Origin of the sequence: Staphylococcus sp. HGB0015 (assembly GCF_000411275.1) — a bacterium.
In the GTDB taxonomy this organism is placed as follows: domain Bacteria; phylum Bacillota; class Bacilli; order Staphylococcales; family Staphylococcaceae; genus Staphylococcus; species Staphylococcus schleiferi.
In genome coordinates, this window is sequence record NZ_KE150418.1 from 212,071 (window position 1) to 228,982 (window position 16,912).

The following is a 16,912-nucleotide window of genomic DNA, read 5'->3' on the forward strand; positions in this document are numbered from 1 at the left end:
TATTTAACGGTTTTATATAAAATATTAAGTCATATTTACACACTTTGTATACAGAGCAGTGAGACGGAAATGAGAGAAATTGAATTTCTGCCTCACGCTTTTTTTATTTAAAAATTGAACCACAGCGGTCATCGCAGCAACTGAAACAAGCGTTAGCGTGTATCAATCAGTACGAAACCGATACAATGGGATAAAAGAGATAAGGCAAATGAGGAGGGGATTGTCATTTCACGTCGACATGAAATTGAAGTACTGTGGAAAACGTATAAGTATGAGGTTATGTGGCATCATCAAAATAGTTACAACCTTATTAGAACAACGTTAAAAGGCGACTGCAATTATGATGAAGTAAAAGCGTTGATTGATCAAGCTTTGGCAATTGAGCCGACGAAAGGGTCAGTTATCAATGCATTGAGTCATATGTGGGGCTACTTCAAAAAAGTGTGTAGACCTTCAGAAAGATATTTATATGAATCGTTAAAATCACATTATTTATTGGGTCAAGTTGAAGAAAGAACGCTCATTCTTTTTCTTTATTGTATGGCAATGACTTATGATGTGCAGTATATTAAAGCGTCTAGTATCATCAAAAATTTTCCCAAAATGGATGATGAATCAGCATCATAACACGATGGATGCGATACAAATGAGGCGTGACAAGACGACATAAAAAATCCCCTCTCCAAAACTTTTTTAATGGAGAGGGAATATTCGTGCGTTGATAATCTTTCATCATCAGTAAGTTGAAACATAAAATTTAGTTATTTTCGAAAACATCTTTTAAAATTTTGCGTTGGTATTTTTTCTTAATGATTAAATATAAAATACCTTCAATTGCTAAATACAGAATGCTACATGTTAATCCAATGCCATAATACGAAGTGATTGTATATTGATCAATGTACAAGACGATAATCCATGTCACAAATAAAGCGACTAAGAATGGAAGTACAAAAACCCATCTTATCGTACTTGCGAGAACTTTTTTTATAGATTTTTTGGTCATACCTATCTTCACCATAGCCTTATATTTTTTTATTTCTTCTTCTGCTAAGTTGTAGAGTCTTGAGTAAGTGATACTTGCGATACCTATTAAAAAGGAAAAACATAAAATACCCCCGACATAAGCAATAATATGTCTTTGTATTTTTTCAAATTGATAGTATGAAAATGCAGAGGTTAAAGTTTCTCTATCCCCATTAATTTTAAAATCGTTTTTGAGCGTAGCATCAGACTCTGTTTTCCAGTTTTTGATATTGAAAGCAAAGAATCTATCATTTACAAATTTATGCTTTAAACTTTGGTATTTTTCATCAGCTACAATTGTTACACTTGAGAAATAGCCAGATAATGCAATGAGACGTTTATCCGATCCTATTTTTTTAGAAATCCCTAAATGTTTGTAATCTTTACCTTGCATCTCACCGAGCGTTGGCACGTTCTTTCCATCAACACCCACGATAAAATATTCATTATCTTTTAATGACAGATGCTTTCGATTCAATAGCGTGGCAATTTTGTTATAAGTTGAATTAGATAAAATCACATCTCGATGTTTTTCATCGAAATTAAGAAAATCGACACGTACTTTTTGAAAGCCTTCTTTATCTTTTAACTTGTCTGTGATCAGTTGGGACTGGCTCAAATCATCAATTTTTTTATCCCAAGCGGTGTACATATACGAATAGGGCATGATTTTTTTAGTGGTGCTGTCAATAGTTTTAGGTGCGCCAATAATGTAAATTAAGGAAGATAACGTGATCGTAAACAGCAACATTGTCATGGTCATCGTTTTTAAATTTGTGTTAATGCGATATTTAAAATTACTCATTTTCACTAACCCCTCACCTTGATATTGTCGTTGTGTTACTTTCATCAGAAATGCATACACCATAAACATGAGATTGAATAGTAAATATGTGAAAATGATAAAAGTTATTAATAAGAAAGGATACTCTAAAATATCAAGTTTATAGTTGTAATAAATCGTTAAAGGCAAAAAGACCGAGAATAAAAATGCTACAAAAAGAATGTGATTCCTTTCAGCTGTCTCTTCTTTTTTCAATAAGCTAATAATCTTTTGCTTTCTTAAAATGAGAGGGGCAAAGATAGAAATTAATAAAAACAAGCCGCCCATTAAACAAAGTGTGTATAAAATGGCAGTTAATGGAAAATAAAAATCTAAGTTTAAGCCCCCGATGATTTTTTCAGCAATCATCAGAAATAGTTTTGAGAAGATTAAACCGAGTGTCATCCCAAAAAGTAATGAAAAACCGGAAATAATCCCATTTTCATAGAATATAAGTTTGAAAAATTGCTTTCTATTTGCGCCGATAATATTTAATACAGCAAACTGCTTACTCCGCTGTTTTAAGAAATTGCCAATTGAGAAAAGTATAAATACGAATGAAAAGAGCATCGTCGTTATGAGCCCGAGATGTAAAATTAATCCAATCGTACTATCTTTGTCGACAATTTTTAGAGAAGGGTGAAAGGTCAAATTCGAAAATGTAAAAAATACAAAGACCGAAAGGACACAACTCATAAAATGGTAGATATAAGTTTTAAAATCACGACTAATATTTTTAAATGCGAAATTAAGTAAAGTCAACTTCGTCACCGCCTAAAAATGTCATCGTATCTAAAATCTGCTTTTTATAAGCAAGCGCATTATTTTTATTAATCATCTCTTGGTATATTCTTCCGTCTTTAATGATGCATGCTCTGTCAGAGTAAGAAGCGATGAGCGGGTCATGCGTGACCATGATAATAGTGACATTCACAGTGTCATTCAATTTTTGAAAGAGCTTCATCACATCTTTTGCTGATTTTGAATCTAAGTTACCTGTAGGCTCATCAGCCAGTAGAATCGCGGGAGAATTAATGACTGCCCTTGCAATCGCAGCTCTTTGTGCTTGTCCACCAGACACTTCATAGGTCCTTTTATCTAAAATATGATTAATATCTAAAAGACTTGCGATTTCTTGTAACTTTAGATGCATTGTTTTCGCGTCACAACCGTCTAACGTGAGCGGTAAAATAATGTTTTCTCCGATCGTTAGCGTATGGATTAATTTAAATTGTTGGAAAACAAAGCCGAGCTCGCGTCTTCTAAAGTTAGCTAAATCGTTATCGCTCATTTTATGTGGGTTAATGCCATTGATTTCGACCGTACCATTCGTTGGACGATCAATGGTAGAAATTGTATTGAGAAAGGTACTTTTCCCGCTGCCACTTGGTCCCATAATTGCGATAAATTCACCTTTTTCAACATTCATACTGATTTGATCTATTGCGGTAAAGGGGACGGTACCCCTATATGTTTTTTCTAAGTTTGAAACTTTTAATACCATATCGGTGTCTCCTTATCAAGTTGATTTTTTATCTCTATTTTTAGGTTAAGCTGATCATTAAACAGAATTGTCATTTTTCACTTATTATTGATAAATCAATCTTAACAAGCGATGATTATAAAAAAATCAAATAACATTACCTTATCTTACAATTTGGTAATGTTATTGGCGTTTTAAGTGAAAATACGTCTGTTATGCGGTTGTACGGTAAACAGTTTAAAATTTAATAAAAACGGTTGTGCCTTGATTTAACTTAGATTCAATCGTCACGTCGTGGTCTAAATATTCAATAATTCTCTTAACAATATACAGACCAATACCACTAGAATCTGCATTATTTCTTCCATTCTCGCCGACATAAAAAAGGTTGAAAATTTTAGCTAATTCATTGTCTTGTATCCCCATACCATAGTCTGTAATCGAAAGTGTCACAGTATCATTATTTTTCTCAGTTACAAGACGGATAGGTTGGTCCGCATCACTGTATTTGATGGCGTTTGTCAGTATTTGAGTGATAATCAACTTAAGCCACTTAGCATCAGAGTACACGTAAGTTTCCTCAGGTATATCAAGTTTAGGGTAAATTTGAGAGACGATAAAATAATCTTTTAAGCTATTGATACAATCTTTGCAAACCGCATTCAAATAAACTTTTTCAGCGACAAAATCATTTTTGAAATCATCTAGCCGATAAATATCAAGCATTTGATCGAGATGATACTGCACTGTATTAAGATTTTGATTAATAATTTTAAATGTTTCATCGTTATGATGATTTTCAGAAATTAATTTCATGACAGAAATCGGCGTTTTCATTTGATGGACAAATCGATACATCAAGACCTTTTGTAACTTTTTATCCGCTTCATATTTGTTAGATTGTTCACGTTGAAGTTTAATGAGATGCTGAATCTGCTGATTGTATGTTCTTTCAAATGAACCTCTTGGATTGTATATTAAATATTCATTGATGTTGTCAGTTTCTAAAAACAATTTTTTATACACTCTGCCTCTGCTATAAAAGCGTAAGAGAATATAGAGCACGAGTACAAAAAGAGTTAAAAAACTAAAGTAAAAAGTTTCTTTGAGACTCATCCCTTTTATAAAAAATAAAAAGCTAAAGAAAGCCGTTTGAACTAAAAGTGTGATGACTAAGAGAGGCAAATAATCCTGGACGAAACGCTTTAAAGCAGGGCTATTTCTTTTCATATTCTGCCTTATACCCCATGCCACGGACAGTCACAACTTTAACGTCTGAGCCAACTTCCTGCAATTTTTTTCTCACTCTATTAACGGTAACATTTAACGTGTTTTCTTCCACAAAGATTTCATTATCCCATATTTGTGATAAGATTTTTTCACGACTGACGATATTAGGAAAATTTTCAAATAACACTTTGATAAGAATCGATTCATTTTTAGATAAATTCACTTGATTGTCGTTACAATGTAAGCTAAAACGGTCAGGATTAAAAGTACAATCACCACAAGTGATATTCGATTGATTACTCGCATAGTCACCATAGACTCTTCTAATTTGAGAATTGATTTTGGCTAATAGCAAGTCATATGAGAATGGCTTGGTTACATAGTCATCGCCACCACTCATAATGGCTCTAACTTGATCAGTGTCGTCAGATCGAGCAGATAAAAATAAAATCGGTACAGTCGTATATTTTCTTATTTCTTGTGCCCAGTAAAAGCCATCGTAAAAAGGAATGTTGACATCCATTAATATCAAATCAGGTTGATGGGCTTTAACGGCTAGGTCTATCGTTTTAAAATCTTCACAAAGGATAGCTTCATAATTATATTTTACTAAATGTGTCTGAACTAATTTTGATAGGACGGGGTCATCTTCTATAATAAAAATTTTATAATTCATTCAAATCCTCCAATGAAATACTACGTTATTCATTTAATTATAAAATTAAAAAGGGAAATTTTACAAATATGATGAGTAGAAAGTATATAATATAAATGTATCTTTATCCAGTCAATAATTGCCATTTTATCATTGAAAATTTGTTCTTAGATTAGTTATAACGATATTTTATACACGTCCCTTTAGGATGATGAGGGAAGACTGACCGCACGATTGTTAACCGTATTTTCAACTTTTGTCACAACATCAATATGAATTTAAACGCTATTTTGCCCTGTGTTTGACGTAGATAAAGATATAATCACTTTCACAAGTGAATTGTGAATCGGACACATCATAAAAAGAAAGAAGTGTGTATAATGAAAAAAATTGATTTACATGCGCATTATTTTTCACCGGGTTTTATAAAGTTTTTAGATGATTATTTTGATGGCAAAGGTGCTGGTGTTGCGACACCTTATTTTTCCATCGAAAACTATTTGGCATTGATGAAGAAGATGACTATTGATTATGGTATTTTATCTATTTCAGGGCCACATCAAAGTGTGGCGCCAGATCATGAGATGTTGGATTTAACAGAAGAAATGAATGCATATGGGGCCCAACTCGTATCTCAATATCCTGATAAAATAGGCTTTTTTGCTTCGCTTCCTTTACCTTTAGAAGAAAGTATTCAAATGATTGATCGCGCGCTAGATGAGCAACATGCGAAAGATTTTCTCTTACCGACAAATGCACGTGGCATTTATCTGGGTGATCGACGTTTAGATCGGATATTTGAAAAGTTAAACGAACGTCATGCGGTTGTTGCCATCCATCCGAATGAACCACAACCGATGAATGATGCTATTAAAGCGAAAGTGCTCACACCTTTAATGGAGTTTTTCTTTGATACTACGAGAGCGGTTGTGTTTATGAATCAAAATCGGACCTTTAGTCGTTATCCGAATATTAAATGGATTGTGCCGCATAGTGGTGCATTATTGCCAATCATTGTGCAACGCATACAAATGGGTAATGCTATCTTTCATTATGACGAGCAACCAGATGATTTTGCACAAGTCATGCAACATTTATATTTTGATTTAGCGGGGAAAGTATTACCTTATCAATTAATGACATTACTAGAAATGACAGATGAAAATAAAATTGTCTATGGCTCAGATACACCGTATACCATAGAAAAAGTAGTGACGTCGCTTGCAGATGAAATAACGACAACCTCACTATTATCTGACGAACAGAAAGAAAAAATGCTGTATCAAAACGCAGCTACATTATTGAACATGACAGATCACCGTTAAAATTATAAAAAATGGAAATAACCAAGCAATGATTTTAAATCAGCCGACATGGACTCAATACAAACAGTAATGCAATTCTCATATTGTCTTAATAAACTTTACTTTAAATTAAAATGCGATTGCTAAGATGGCATTGTATATAACCAAAAGACAATGGGAGGTTCTTTATGAGAGGATTTAAAAGAAAGTCGCTCGTATTGAGTGCTGTGATGAGTGCAAGTATGATTGTAACAACGGTGGTACCGAGTTCTGTTGAGGCAAGCGCAAATAGCGGGGAAGCGCAACCTCAAGGGAAGAAGATTCAATTACAACATCAGAAACCTAAAGTCGCTGACGTCCCGACGAATAATCATCCGAATCGGATTATTACCAATATTAATGGAAAAACAAAATCTGAAATGGGATTTAGTTGGTATACGACGAATCAGTTCAAAGATGCTAAAGTATGGGTTTCTCAATCGAAAGATTTTAAACATGCGAAGTCTTTTAAAGCGAAGTCTAAAAAGGTGAATTCGAAATATCTTGAAAGAGATAAAGCGGGGAATATCATTTTTAAAGATATTGAAAAAGATGATGAAGGTAAGCCAGTTAAGAAAAATGGAAAACCTAAAGTGAACGGTTATTATACAGACAAAAATGTAGGGGGTCCAGCGTGGACGAGTGGGGATCAACATGGGGAAACCGATTTGATCAACACGCCTGAATATACGTATAAAGCTAAAGCGAAAAATTTAAAACCGAACACACAATATTATTATAAAGTAGGTAGCGAAAAAGGAAGTAAGAGCCCAGTGGGTACATTTAAAACAGCTGGTAACAAAGGTGATGCATTCCGTTTCGTTCAATACACGGATACCCAAAATGCATTTTGGAATGAACACGTTAGAAATGAAGCGGCATTTGGTGCGGATACATTGAAAAATGCGATAAAAACAGCTGGAAATCCTAATTTTGTTTTACATACAGGTGATTTTGTAGAAACAGCTCAAGTGGAAGATGAATGGAAAGATTTATATGAAAAATCTCGTCCATCATTTATGTCGCGACCTGTCGTTGCGGCAGCAGGGAATCACGATGAGTATGCATTGAATGAAGATGACGATAAATTGTTAGGTGCTTTTAATGACCATGTGAATGTTCCTGAAGAGAATCATGCTGTGAATGGGGGCTCATACTACTCATTTGATTATAATGGGGCACATATGGTAGTTGCGAATACAAATGACAATAAAAAGTCAAAAGATAATCCAGATGAAAAAGCAATGGGTAAAGCACAAATGAAATGGATTAAAAAGGATATTAAAAAAGCCCGACAAAATGGCGCGAAATGGATTATTTTGAATTTACACAAGGCAATGTATTCTAAATCATATCATGCACTTTCAGATAAAGATGTGAAGAAAGTGAGAGACGAATTAACAAAAACAATTGATGACTTAGATGTGGATCTTGTGTTACAAGGTCACGACCACGTGTTGTCACGGACGTACCCTTTGGAACATACGTCTACTAAAAATAGTTTTGTGAATGCGAAAAAAGAAGACGCAAAACAATTTGTAGGTCAAGACCATGTGACTTATTATGATCATCCTAAAGGTGCGGTCTATGTGTTGCCAAATACGGGCGGAACAAAAGAATATGATAGTATTTATGATCGCTCATTGGCACATATTAAAAAAGTTAGACCTGAGCTTTCATGGTTAGATCAGAAGAAATTAGATCATTACAATAGTTTATTTAAAATAGGAAAACAACCACAAAAAACAGATGCTTTTAATAATAAGCATGAAAACAATAGAGATTCTTCTAACCAAAACTTCTCTGTTTATGAAGTGAAAGGAAACCAACTCAAAGTGAAAATTTATCAATTAAGCGGTGATATAAGTAAAGGCGAACAACGTCATATTCAATTGGTAGATGAATTTGGGATTAGTAAAGACTAAGTAGAAATCTATCAGTGTTTAAATGTAGCTTGTTGCTACGTTGAGACACAGTAGATTGCCTTGGAAAAGGAGCCGAAGTCTGTATGAAAGCACGTATGAAAGTGATGTGGATTCCGTTGTGTTGTATGGTCTTGCTCATGGGTTGTAGTCATAGCCCAGTGGAATCAAAAAGTGGCGCAAAGGATAAAGCCACAACAGCAGTTCAACAAAATCAACCACAAGCGTCCAAATTTTCAGATGAAAAGAAAAAGAAAATCAAAGCGGAAGTCATTCAAAAGTTATCTAAAATGGCAAAAGAAGACGGAAGGGCAGTCTCAAATCGTTATTTCAGTACAAGTAGTATTTCAACTGGTGACTGGTATGCGATGACAGATCAAGGTGCAATTCAAATTAATGATAATGGAAAGCCGGGACGTCAGCATTTTGATTTTCATGCGGTAACCGGTGCGGTGGTTTATACTTCTAAAGATAAAACGACTGGATTTGATTCGTCCGCGTCTGACTTGTCGAATATTGAAGGTTATGGCAAGGTGGCAGATTTAAATCAACCCATCACTAAATATATTTTCACTGAAGAAGGTCAAGTTTATGAATATACCTTTAAAAATGGGAAGGACGTGACGCTTTCTTCAGGTTTTGCCCCAAAAGATCATAATGATAAAGATCCAAACTTGGCACCGAATGAACAGTTTAAGCGTACGCAAAATAAAGCATTAAGTGCGTTTTATCAACGCTGTCTTCAGAAATAATTCAATATGTTCGATTGATGAAACGGCTGGGACATCAATTCCGAAATAAATAGCGCTCAGATGATTTTAATAGAAAATCGTCTGAGTGTTATTTCGTTTATGATTAAACTTCGTCTTGTATGACTTCGCTTTGCGAGGGGACAGCCCAGCCTTCTTTATTGTTATAGAACAACAAAACTGTGCAGTCGGTGCGTGATGCGCCGACATACACAGTTTAAAAGTGCTTTATTTTAGTTTATCTGTCCCAGTATCTTGCTCTAGCGAAAGCTTCAACAATGACTTCTGGTTCATTAGAGATAAAGACACCTGAAGCATGAATATTTACTTTTGAATGACCTAGTTTTTCTGATGCTGAGCGGTCGACAATGACCGGTTTATGATGTTTGTATGTGAGTTCAACAAATTCTTCAACTTCAGGTAATAAATCTGAGTCATCTGACAACACAAAGACACTATCAAAAAGTGTTAGATGCGCAGTATCAAAGGTTTCAGTGATACCGAAGTCTTCGCTAATGTTTTTAGGTTGTTTTCCTACAAAAGCATAATTGAGTTTATTTTCAGTGAATGTTTTCGCAAAGGCTTTCAACGTTTCTTCGCTAATATCACCATTAATTAGAACAGCAACGGAATGGCCAGGTAATGGAATATCGAATTTTTCCATTGTGAGTTTACTATCTTTCGCGTCTGATTGTACTTCTTCATTTTCTTCAGGAACTTCGACACCAACATTCGCAGCGACACGTTCTGCTAATGTACGGTCAACTTTATTCAATTGATTAACCGCATTTTGTTTTACCATCACTGATTTACATTTACCAATTTCAAATGAAAAACCATCTACTGTATGGTCATATTCAGGTTGCGTCAAACTATTTAAGTAAAGTTTAGCTTGGCTGTAGTAGTCTTTGAAACTTTCACTCCGTTTTTGAATTTTACGACCTTCAACTTTTTCTTGATAATGTTCATAGCCACCTTCTTCTCTAGGTGTCGTATGGGGGTCGTTATTATTCAAAGCATTTTTGTGATAAGCCGTTTGGCCAACATGAACATTCATTTGATGCATTGCATCTCTTTGATTGTTTGTGACTTCATTGACAGGGCGGTTGATAGGAATTTGGTTGAAGTTAGGACCCCCTAGTCTTGAAATTTGTGTATCGGTATATGAGAATAAACGGCCTTGTAAAAGAGGGTCGTTTGAAAAATCTATACCCGGTACAATATGTCCTGGATGGAAAGCAGCTTGTTCTGTTTCATCAAATACATTCGATACGTTTCGGTTGAGGGTCATTTTTCCGACGATTTCAACAGGAACTTGATCTTCTGGCCATATTTTAGTTGGATCAAGAATATCAAAATCAAAGTCAAATTCTTGTTCCGGTTTAATAATTTGAAGACCTAATTCCCATTCAGGGTAGTCGCCCTTTTCGATGGATTCATATAAATCTTTACGGTGAAAGTCGATATCTTTCCCTGATAAAATTTGAGCTTCGTCCCATACTAATGACTCTAAACCGTGTGTAGGTTTCCAGTGGAATTTTACAAAATAAGATTGGCCTTCACGATTGACTAAACGGAAAGTGTGCACACCGAATCCTTCAATTTGTCTAAAGTTTTTAGGGATACCACGGTCACTCATTGCCCAAACTGCTGTATGTGTTGATTCAGGATTTTGAGCGAAGAAGTCCCAAAATGTATCATGTGCGGAACCACCTTGAGGAACTTCGTTGTGGGGTTCAGGTTTTACCGCATGGATTAAGTCTGGGAATTTAATTGCATCTTGAATGAAGAAGACAGGGATGTCGTTCCCTACGAGGTCGAAAATACCTTCGTCCGTATAAAATTTTGTTGCGAAACCACGAACGTCTCTGACAGTGTCAGGTGAACCTTTCGAACCTTGAACAGTTGAAAATCTGACAAACACCGGTGTTGTTTTTTCAGGATGAGTTAAAAAGTCTGCAGAAGTGTACTCAGATAAGTCTTTATAGACTTTGAATTCACCGTGAGCACCAAAACCACGGGCGTGGACAATTCTTTCTGGAATACGCTCATGATCAAAATGCATTATTTTTTCTCTAAAATGGAAGTCTTCAAGTAAGCTTGGACCACGTTCCCCCACGGTTAACGTGTTTTCATCCTCGCTTATTTTGACACCATTATTGGTCGTCATGGCTTTTCCTTCATTGTGCTTTTCTACATGTTTTAGTTGATCTGTCTTTTTGTTTTCCATTTCAACTCTCCTCACATATTAAAAATACGTACACTAACCCTCTTTTCCATTTTTAGTGAAATTTGAAACATTTTATCCGAATAAAAACGGCTCACATAAAAGATTGTATGCGAACGATTTTAAGCGAGTAGAAAAGATTGAACATAAAAAAGGAATGAAACGAAGAAATCAATTCGATTTCTCGTCTCACTCCCATTCAATGAAGTAATGAACACGAGGTGGTCAGTTAGGGCGATTAAAATTTTTTCACGGTTAGTAATAGATAAATGAAAAACGGTGCGCCGAAGCTTGCGATGAAGACACCTGCTGGTATTTCTTTCGGTAAAAAGAGTGTTCGACCGACAAAATCTGCGACCAATATTGAGATAGCACCAATCAGTGCAGACATCAGTACTTGTTTAAACGTACTTTGTTTAATGAGTGTTTTAGCAATGTGTGGCGCAATCAAACCCACAAAGCCAATGTTACCAACAAAACTGATTGCAACAGAAACAAGGACGGTAGAGATGATAATTTGGATAAGGCGTGTTTGGGTTAAGTTAAGGCCTAAGCCAATGCCAATAGCGTCGTCTAATGCTGCAACTTTCATTCTTGGAATAATGAGCGCTAGCAATGGCACCATACATAATAGAACAATCAATAATATCGTAGCGTCTTGGAAAGTCCCACCGTAGAGACTCCCAACTAACCACGTATAGGCTTTAGATGCTGACAATTGTTTGGCTGTGAGCATTAAACCTTGTACGAGCGCAATAAAGAGTGTTTGAAGCGCAATCCCAATAATAATCAATGTGGAAGGGCGAATCGTACGCTTAATCTGAAAAGACAATAATATGAACATCGCAATGGCACCGCCACTGACCGCAAATACGGGTAACCAGTGAATGCTTAAACTACTGAAAAAGGTAATAAAAAACACAGCGCTTAAGCTGGCGCCCCCTGTGACACCTATAATGTCAGGAGAGGCGATGGGGTTTTTCAAGACATTTTGTAGTAATAAACCACTGATACCAAATGCAGTTCCGGCTAAAATCGCTAATGTAATACGAGGTAACCGAAGCACTTCTAGTGTAAATTGGTTAGCACTTTCTGATGGATGAATCAAATATGCGATGACCTCTGATAACGGAATATATGTCGGTCCAATCATCATACTTAAAAGTACAAGAACGATCAGCGCAACGGTAATGCCAATCAGACGAAAGGTTTCTTTCAGTTTTAATGTTGGATTCATAGGCGATAGATTCCTTTCCGCATAAGATAAATCAATACACTTGCGCCAATGACGGCTGTGACAACACCGACCGGCAGTTCTAATGGGCGAATAATCATTCTCGCAACAATATCAGAAATGATCATTAAACAAGCCCCGACAATAGCCGAGTGAGGGATCAAATATTTATAGTTTGGTGGTAATAGCGCTTTACTAATATTTGGGACAATCAATCCGATAAATGCGATAGAACCCGCTAAGGCGACAGATAGGCCAGCAAGGGAACTGATTAAAAGTATCAATAGCCACTTTGTCGCTTTTATATTTTGACCTAATCCAGTCGCAATCTCATCACTTGTCATCAAGATATTAATGCGTGAAGACATACAATAAGCAATACATATGAGAACGATAAGGAAGGGGATGATCCATTTAATCTCCCAAATATTACGCAGTGAAACGGAACCTGCAAGCCAAAATAGAAAGCCTTGTAAATTGGTTTCACTCATAATTAATATGCCTTGTGTAAAGGCGGTAAAAAGCATTGCGATAGAGGCACCTGCTAAAATCACACGTTGTGGTGAAAATTGTGTTTGTCGAAACATTCCTAGAGCAACGACTAGAAACGTGACGAGCATTGCGCCAATAAATGCAATGACAATTAATGCTTCAAATGAGCTCACTTGAATAAAAGTAATACTAAATACGATAAAAAAAACGGCACCTGCATTGACACCAAAAAGTCCTGGAGATGCAACCGGATTTCGTGTGAGGACTTGCATTAAAAGTCCTGAGACGGATAAAGCTGCGCCTGTCAGTAGTGCAATGAGTGTGCGAGAGGCACGAGCGCCTGTAATCAGTGTATGTATATCGTTGTTTCTGTCAAAGTGGAAGAACGCCTGTATCAACTGTGATAGTGATACAAGCGTATTCCCAAGCATTAAACTCAGCACGGTTACAACGATAAGACATAAACCTGCAATCAAAAGATGTTGCGGAGGTTTAAGTGACATAGTGTAACTCCTTATTTCATGACATTATTTTTTAATGTCTAATTTTTCGTATAAGTCATCGATTAATTTTAATGATGATTGATAACCACCTGCTAAATTCCAAGTGATTTCATCGACGTTTTTAGCAACGTGTCCTTTTTTAACAGCGTCTAGGTTTTTCCATTCATTGCTTGAAGTCCACTCGTCTTCTGTTTGTTTAACGAGTTTAGCATCTTTTGCAGTAAGATCAGATTTGAAAACGAAAATTTGATCTGCATCCATCAAAGGAATACTCTCTTTAGATGTTAATTGAATAATGTCTTTTCCTTTATCCACTTCTTTTTGTTGTGCTTCTGGGCGTTTGAAACCTAAGTCGTGTAAAATGTCACCTGCATAACCACTTGCATAAATACGCGTATGGTCAGCACGGAAGTTCACAACTGAAGCAGAAAGTGGCCATTTGTCACCATATTTCGCTTCTGCATCTTTCTTAAACTTCGCTACTTTATCATCATATTTTTTCAATAATGCATCTGCTTCTTTTTCTTTACCTAAAGCTTTACCCATCATTTCTGTCGTGTCTTTAAATTTATAAACAGTGTCTTGAGAAATTGTAGGGGCAATTTTTGAAAGTTGGTCGTAAACTTTTTCATTACGCACTTTTGAAGCAACAATCAAATCAGGTTTTAACTTTGCAATTTCTTCTAAATTCGGTGCAGGCTCTTGACCTACAATCTTTGTATTTTTTAAATCATCTTTCAAATAATCATATTTAGGTTGTTGTGCCCATGATTCTACAGCACCAACGGGTTTAACACCTAAAGCAACGGCAACATCAGTTGCACCTTGGTATAACGTAACGACTCTCTTAGGCTCACCTTTTATTTCAGTTGTACCTAAAGCGTGTTTAATTGTAACCGCATCGTTCTCTTTTTTCTCTGTCTCTTTTTGAGAATCATTGCCACATGCGGCTAATACAAGAATGAAAGCAAGCGCCATCATCAAGATCTTAAATGTATTCTTCATGAGTTGTCGGAATCCTCCTCCTATATTATGACAATGATAATCATTATCAATTGTATTATGGATGAAAGTTACCTTTAAGTCAATACAATTTTTTAAAAAAAAGAAAATATATAAATGTTTGACATGAATATTTTGAGAAAATATAATACAGCCTATCGATAATGATAATCATTATCAATTGAATTACACAATATAATTTTAGGAGGAATGTTTTTGTTTAATAAAGCTGAACCGCACCAAGATACATTGCTGTCTTGTATCGGCAATACACCGATGGTACAACTTCAAAAAATGTTTCCAGAACATGATGTGTTTGCCAAATTGGAGTATATGAATCCTGGTGGAAGTATGAAAGATAGACCGGCCAAATACATTATTGAACATGGATTAGAAACAGGACGCATTGATTCGTCCACACACTTAATCGAAAGCACTTCTGGAAATCTCGGCATTGCTTTAGCCATGATTGCCAAGATTAAAGGCTTAAAGTTAACGTGTGTCGTTGATCCTAAAATTTCACCCATTAATTTAAAAATTATCCAGAGTTATGGTGCAAATATAGATATGGTTGATGAACCAGATGAACACGGCGGTTATTTAATCACGCGTATTAAGAGAGTGAAGGCGCTGTTGCAACAAGATGACAATGCCTACTGGATCAATCAATATGCGAATGAATTGAATTGGAAAGCACACTATCATGGGGCAGGCAGTGAAATCGTTGCCGCTATGGATAGACCCATAGATTACTTTGTGGCGCCTGTCAGTACGACGGGAAGCATTATGGGGATGAGTCGAAAAATTAAAGCGCATCATCCGAATGCGCAAATTATCGCTGTCGATGCGAAAGGTTCTGTTATTTTTGGTGACACCCCATGTCATCGAGAGCTACCGGGTATCGGTGCTAGTCGTGTGCCTGAAATTCTTAATCACGCAGAGATTGATGATGTCATTCATGTGGATGATTATGATTCAGCGCTCGGATGCCAGCAGTTAGTCAATGAAGAAGGTATTTTTGCAGGAGGCTCGACAGGTTCAGTCGTTTCTGCGATTGCACAGCTGACGCAACGTATAGAACCGCGCAAAACAATTGTGACGATTTTTCCAGATAGAGGCGATCGTTATTTAGATTTAGTTTATTCAGAACAATGGTTAGAACAATTAAAACATAAAAAGGAGCACATCACGCATGAATAACGAATTATTATATTTAAATCGTACAGATATCCAAAACTTAGGAGGCGATCACTCACAAATCTATGTTGATGCATTGACAGAAGCACTCACTGCGCATGCTCATGAAGATTTTGTCCAGCCTTTAAAGCCTTACTTAAGACAAAATACAGAGAACGGTCATATCGCTGACCGTATTATCGCGATGCCAAGTCATATTGGCGGCGACCTTTCAATTTCTGGAATTAAATGGATTGGTAGTAAGCATGACAATCCGTCAAAACGTCAAAAAGAACGTGCAAGTGCGGTTATTATTCTTAATGACCCTGAAACGAACTATCCTATCGCAGTGATGGAAGCAAGTTTGATTAGTAGTATGCGTACGGCTGCTGTTTCCGCTATTGCTGCAAAATATTTAGCTAAACCTGGTTTCAAAGATTTAACAATTATTGGATGTGGCTTAATTGGAGATAAGCAGCTTCAAACAATGCTTGAACAATTTGACAGTATTCGCAATGTATACATATATGATCATTTTGATAAAGCAGCGATTCAATTTATTGAAAAATGGGAAGCATTGCGTCCGGATATTACATTTATTAAAGCTGAAACAGCAAAAGAAGCAGTCGTGCAAGGTGAAGTGATTATTCCATGTACAGTGACGGATCAACCTTACATTGAATATGAATGGCTTCAAAAAGGTGCATTTATTAGTAATATTTCGATCATGGATGTTCAAAAAGACGTATTTGTTAAAGCTGATAAAGTCGTTGTCGATGACTGGTCACAATGTAATCGCGAGAAGAAAACAATCAATCAACTCGTGTTAGAAGGTAAATTTAGCAAAGAGAAACTTCATGCTGAATTAGGACAGCTTGTGACAGGTGAAGTTGTAGGAAGAGAGAATGATGAAGAAATCATTTTATTAAATCCAATGGGTATGGCGATTGAAGATATTGCAAGTGCGTATTTCATTTATCGAGAAGCGAAAGCACAAAATGTTGGAACATCATTGAGTTTATATTAAGGGGTGTTCACTCATGAATG

General features: G+C 36.0%; 14 protein-coding genes. 6 read left to right on the top strand and 8 right to left on the bottom strand.

What is annotated here, in order from left to right:
- Positions 1-279 precede the first annotated feature (279 nt).
- The gene (locus HMPREF1208_RS07675; protein ID WP_016425787.1) at positions 280-627 is read left to right on the top strand and encodes a DUF1722 domain-containing protein; all 348 of its coding nucleotides are present in this window, start codon (positions 280-282) and stop codon (positions 625-627) included.
- Positions 628-757: 130 nt separating this feature from the next.
- On the opposite strand, the gene HMPREF1208_RS07680 is transcribed toward HMPREF1208_RS07675, so the two are convergent.
- The 4 genes from HMPREF1208_RS07680 to HMPREF1208_RS07695 form a co-directional block, all read right to left on the bottom strand.
- Entirely contained in the window at positions 758-2,611 is a 1,854-nt protein-coding gene (locus HMPREF1208_RS07680; protein WP_016425788.1) for an FtsX-like permease family protein, read from the bottom strand.
- Positions 2,598-3,353, bottom strand: a complete 756-nt coding sequence (locus HMPREF1208_RS07685; protein ID WP_016425789.1) for an ABC transporter ATP-binding protein — start codon at positions 3,351-3,353, stop codon at positions 2,598-2,600. Before HMPREF1208_RS07685 ends, HMPREF1208_RS07680 begins: the two co-directional genes overlap by 14 nt.
- 216 nt (positions 3,354-3,569) lie before the next feature.
- Positions 3,570-4,358: a sensor histidine kinase gene (locus HMPREF1208_RS07690; protein WP_196800882.1), complete on the bottom strand. Its 789-nt coding sequence runs from the start codon at positions 4,356-4,358 to the stop codon at positions 3,570-3,572.
- Positions 4,359-4,548: 190 nt separating this feature from the next.
- The gene (locus HMPREF1208_RS07695; protein ID WP_016425791.1) at positions 4,549-5,238 is read right to left on the bottom strand and encodes a response regulator transcription factor; all 690 of its coding nucleotides are present in this window, start codon (positions 5,236-5,238) and stop codon (positions 4,549-4,551) included.
- A gap of 359 nt (positions 5,239-5,597) precedes the next feature.
- Between HMPREF1208_RS07695 and HMPREF1208_RS07700 the strand changes: the two genes are divergently transcribed.
- The 3 genes from HMPREF1208_RS07700 to HMPREF1208_RS07710 all read left to right on the top strand — a co-directional run bounded on the left by HMPREF1208_RS07700 (position 5,598) and on the right by HMPREF1208_RS07710 (position 9,234).
- On the top strand, positions 5,598-6,542 hold the full coding sequence (locus tag HMPREF1208_RS07700; protein WP_016425792.1) for an amidohydrolase family protein: 945 nt from the start codon (positions 5,598-5,600) through the stop codon (positions 6,540-6,542).
- Between the two features lie 167 nt (positions 6,543-6,709).
- A complete protein-coding gene (locus HMPREF1208_RS07705) occupies positions 6,710-8,485 on the top strand; it encodes a purple acid phosphatase family protein (protein ID WP_016425793.1) in 1,776 nt (591 codons plus the stop codon).
- Positions 8,486-8,568: 83 nt separating this feature from the next.
- A complete protein-coding gene (locus HMPREF1208_RS07710) occupies positions 8,569-9,234 on the top strand; it encodes a hypothetical protein (protein ID WP_016425794.1) in 666 nt (221 codons plus the stop codon).
- Between the two features lie 235 nt (positions 9,235-9,469).
- On the opposite strand, the gene HMPREF1208_RS07715 is transcribed toward HMPREF1208_RS07710, so the two are convergent.
- From HMPREF1208_RS07715 to HMPREF1208_RS07730, 4 genes are all read right to left on the bottom strand, one after another.
- Positions 9,470-11,461 carry a catalase gene (locus HMPREF1208_RS07715; protein ID WP_016425795.1) on the bottom strand — a complete coding sequence of 664 codons (1,992 nt, stop codon included), beginning with the start codon at positions 11,459-11,461 and terminating at the stop codon, positions 9,470-9,472.
- 235 nt (positions 11,462-11,696) lie between these two features.
- Positions 11,697-12,695, bottom strand: a complete 999-nt coding sequence (locus HMPREF1208_RS07720) for a FecCD family ABC transporter permease (RefSeq protein ID WP_016425796.1) — start codon at positions 12,693-12,695, stop codon at positions 11,697-11,699.
- A complete protein-coding gene (locus HMPREF1208_RS07725; RefSeq protein WP_016425797.1) occupies positions 12,692-13,687 on the bottom strand; it encodes a FecCD family ABC transporter permease in 996 nt (331 codons plus the stop codon). Before HMPREF1208_RS07725 ends, HMPREF1208_RS07720 begins: the two co-directional genes overlap by 4 nt.
- Before the next feature lie 24 nt (positions 13,688-13,711).
- Positions 13,712-14,692, bottom strand: a complete 981-nt coding sequence (locus tag HMPREF1208_RS07730) for an ABC transporter substrate-binding protein (RefSeq protein ID WP_016425798.1) — start codon at positions 14,690-14,692, stop codon at positions 13,712-13,714.
- A gap of 207 nt (positions 14,693-14,899) precedes the next feature.
- Between HMPREF1208_RS07730 and sbnA the strand changes: the two genes are divergently transcribed.
- Entirely contained in the window at positions 14,900-15,889 is a 990-nt protein-coding gene (sbnA, locus tag HMPREF1208_RS07735) for a 2,3-diaminopropionate biosynthesis protein SbnA (protein ID WP_037559398.1), read from the top strand.
- Positions 15,882-16,892 carry an N-[(2S)-2-amino-2-carboxyethyl]-L-glutamate dehydrogenase SbnB gene (gene sbnB / locus HMPREF1208_RS07740; protein ID WP_016425800.1) on the top strand — a complete coding sequence of 337 codons (1,011 nt, stop codon included), beginning with the start codon at positions 15,882-15,884 and terminating at the stop codon, positions 16,890-16,892. Before sbnA ends, sbnB begins: the two co-directional genes overlap by 8 nt.
- Positions 16,893-16,912 lie beyond the last annotated feature (20 nt).

Bases quoted from the DNA above. Each gene is read 5' to 3' on its own strand.
- sbnA (WP_037559398.1), top strand. From the start codon at position 14,900: ATGTTTTTGTTTAATAAAGCTGAACCGCACCAAGATACATTGCTGTCT.
- HMPREF1208_RS07725 (WP_016425797.1), bottom strand. From the start codon at position 13,687: ATGTCACTTAAACCTCCGCAACATCTTTTGATTGCAGGTTTATGTCTT.
- HMPREF1208_RS07675 (WP_016425787.1), top strand. From the start codon at position 280: ATGTGGCATCATCAAAATAGTTACAACCTTATTAGAACAACGTTAAAA.
- HMPREF1208_RS07710 (WP_016425794.1), top strand. From the start codon at position 8,569: ATGAAAGCACGTATGAAAGTGATGTGGATTCCGTTGTGTTGTATGGTC.
- HMPREF1208_RS07705 (WP_016425793.1), top strand. From the start codon at position 6,710: ATGAGAGGATTTAAAAGAAAGTCGCTCGTATTGAGTGCTGTGATGAGT.
- HMPREF1208_RS07730 (WP_016425798.1), bottom strand. From the start codon at position 14,692: ATGAAGAATACATTTAAGATCTTGATGATGGCGCTTGCTTTCATTCTT.
- HMPREF1208_RS07695 (WP_016425791.1), bottom strand. From the start codon at position 5,238: ATGAATTATAAAATTTTTATTATAGAAGATGACCCCGTCCTATCAAAA.
- sbnB (WP_016425800.1), top strand. From the start codon at position 15,882: ATGAATAACGAATTATTATATTTAAATCGTACAGATATCCAAAACTTA.
- HMPREF1208_RS07685 (WP_016425789.1), bottom strand. From the start codon at position 3,353: ATGGTATTAAAAGTTTCAAACTTAGAAAAAACATATAGGGGTACCGTC.
- HMPREF1208_RS07715 (WP_016425795.1), bottom strand. From the start codon at position 11,461: ATGGAAAACAAAAAGACAGATCAACTAAAACATGTAGAAAAGCACAAT.
- HMPREF1208_RS07720 (WP_016425796.1), bottom strand. From the start codon at position 12,695: ATGAATCCAACATTAAAACTGAAAGAAACCTTTCGTCTGATTGGCATT.
- HMPREF1208_RS07700 (WP_016425792.1), top strand. From the start codon at position 5,598: ATGAAAAAAATTGATTTACATGCGCATTATTTTTCACCGGGTTTTATA.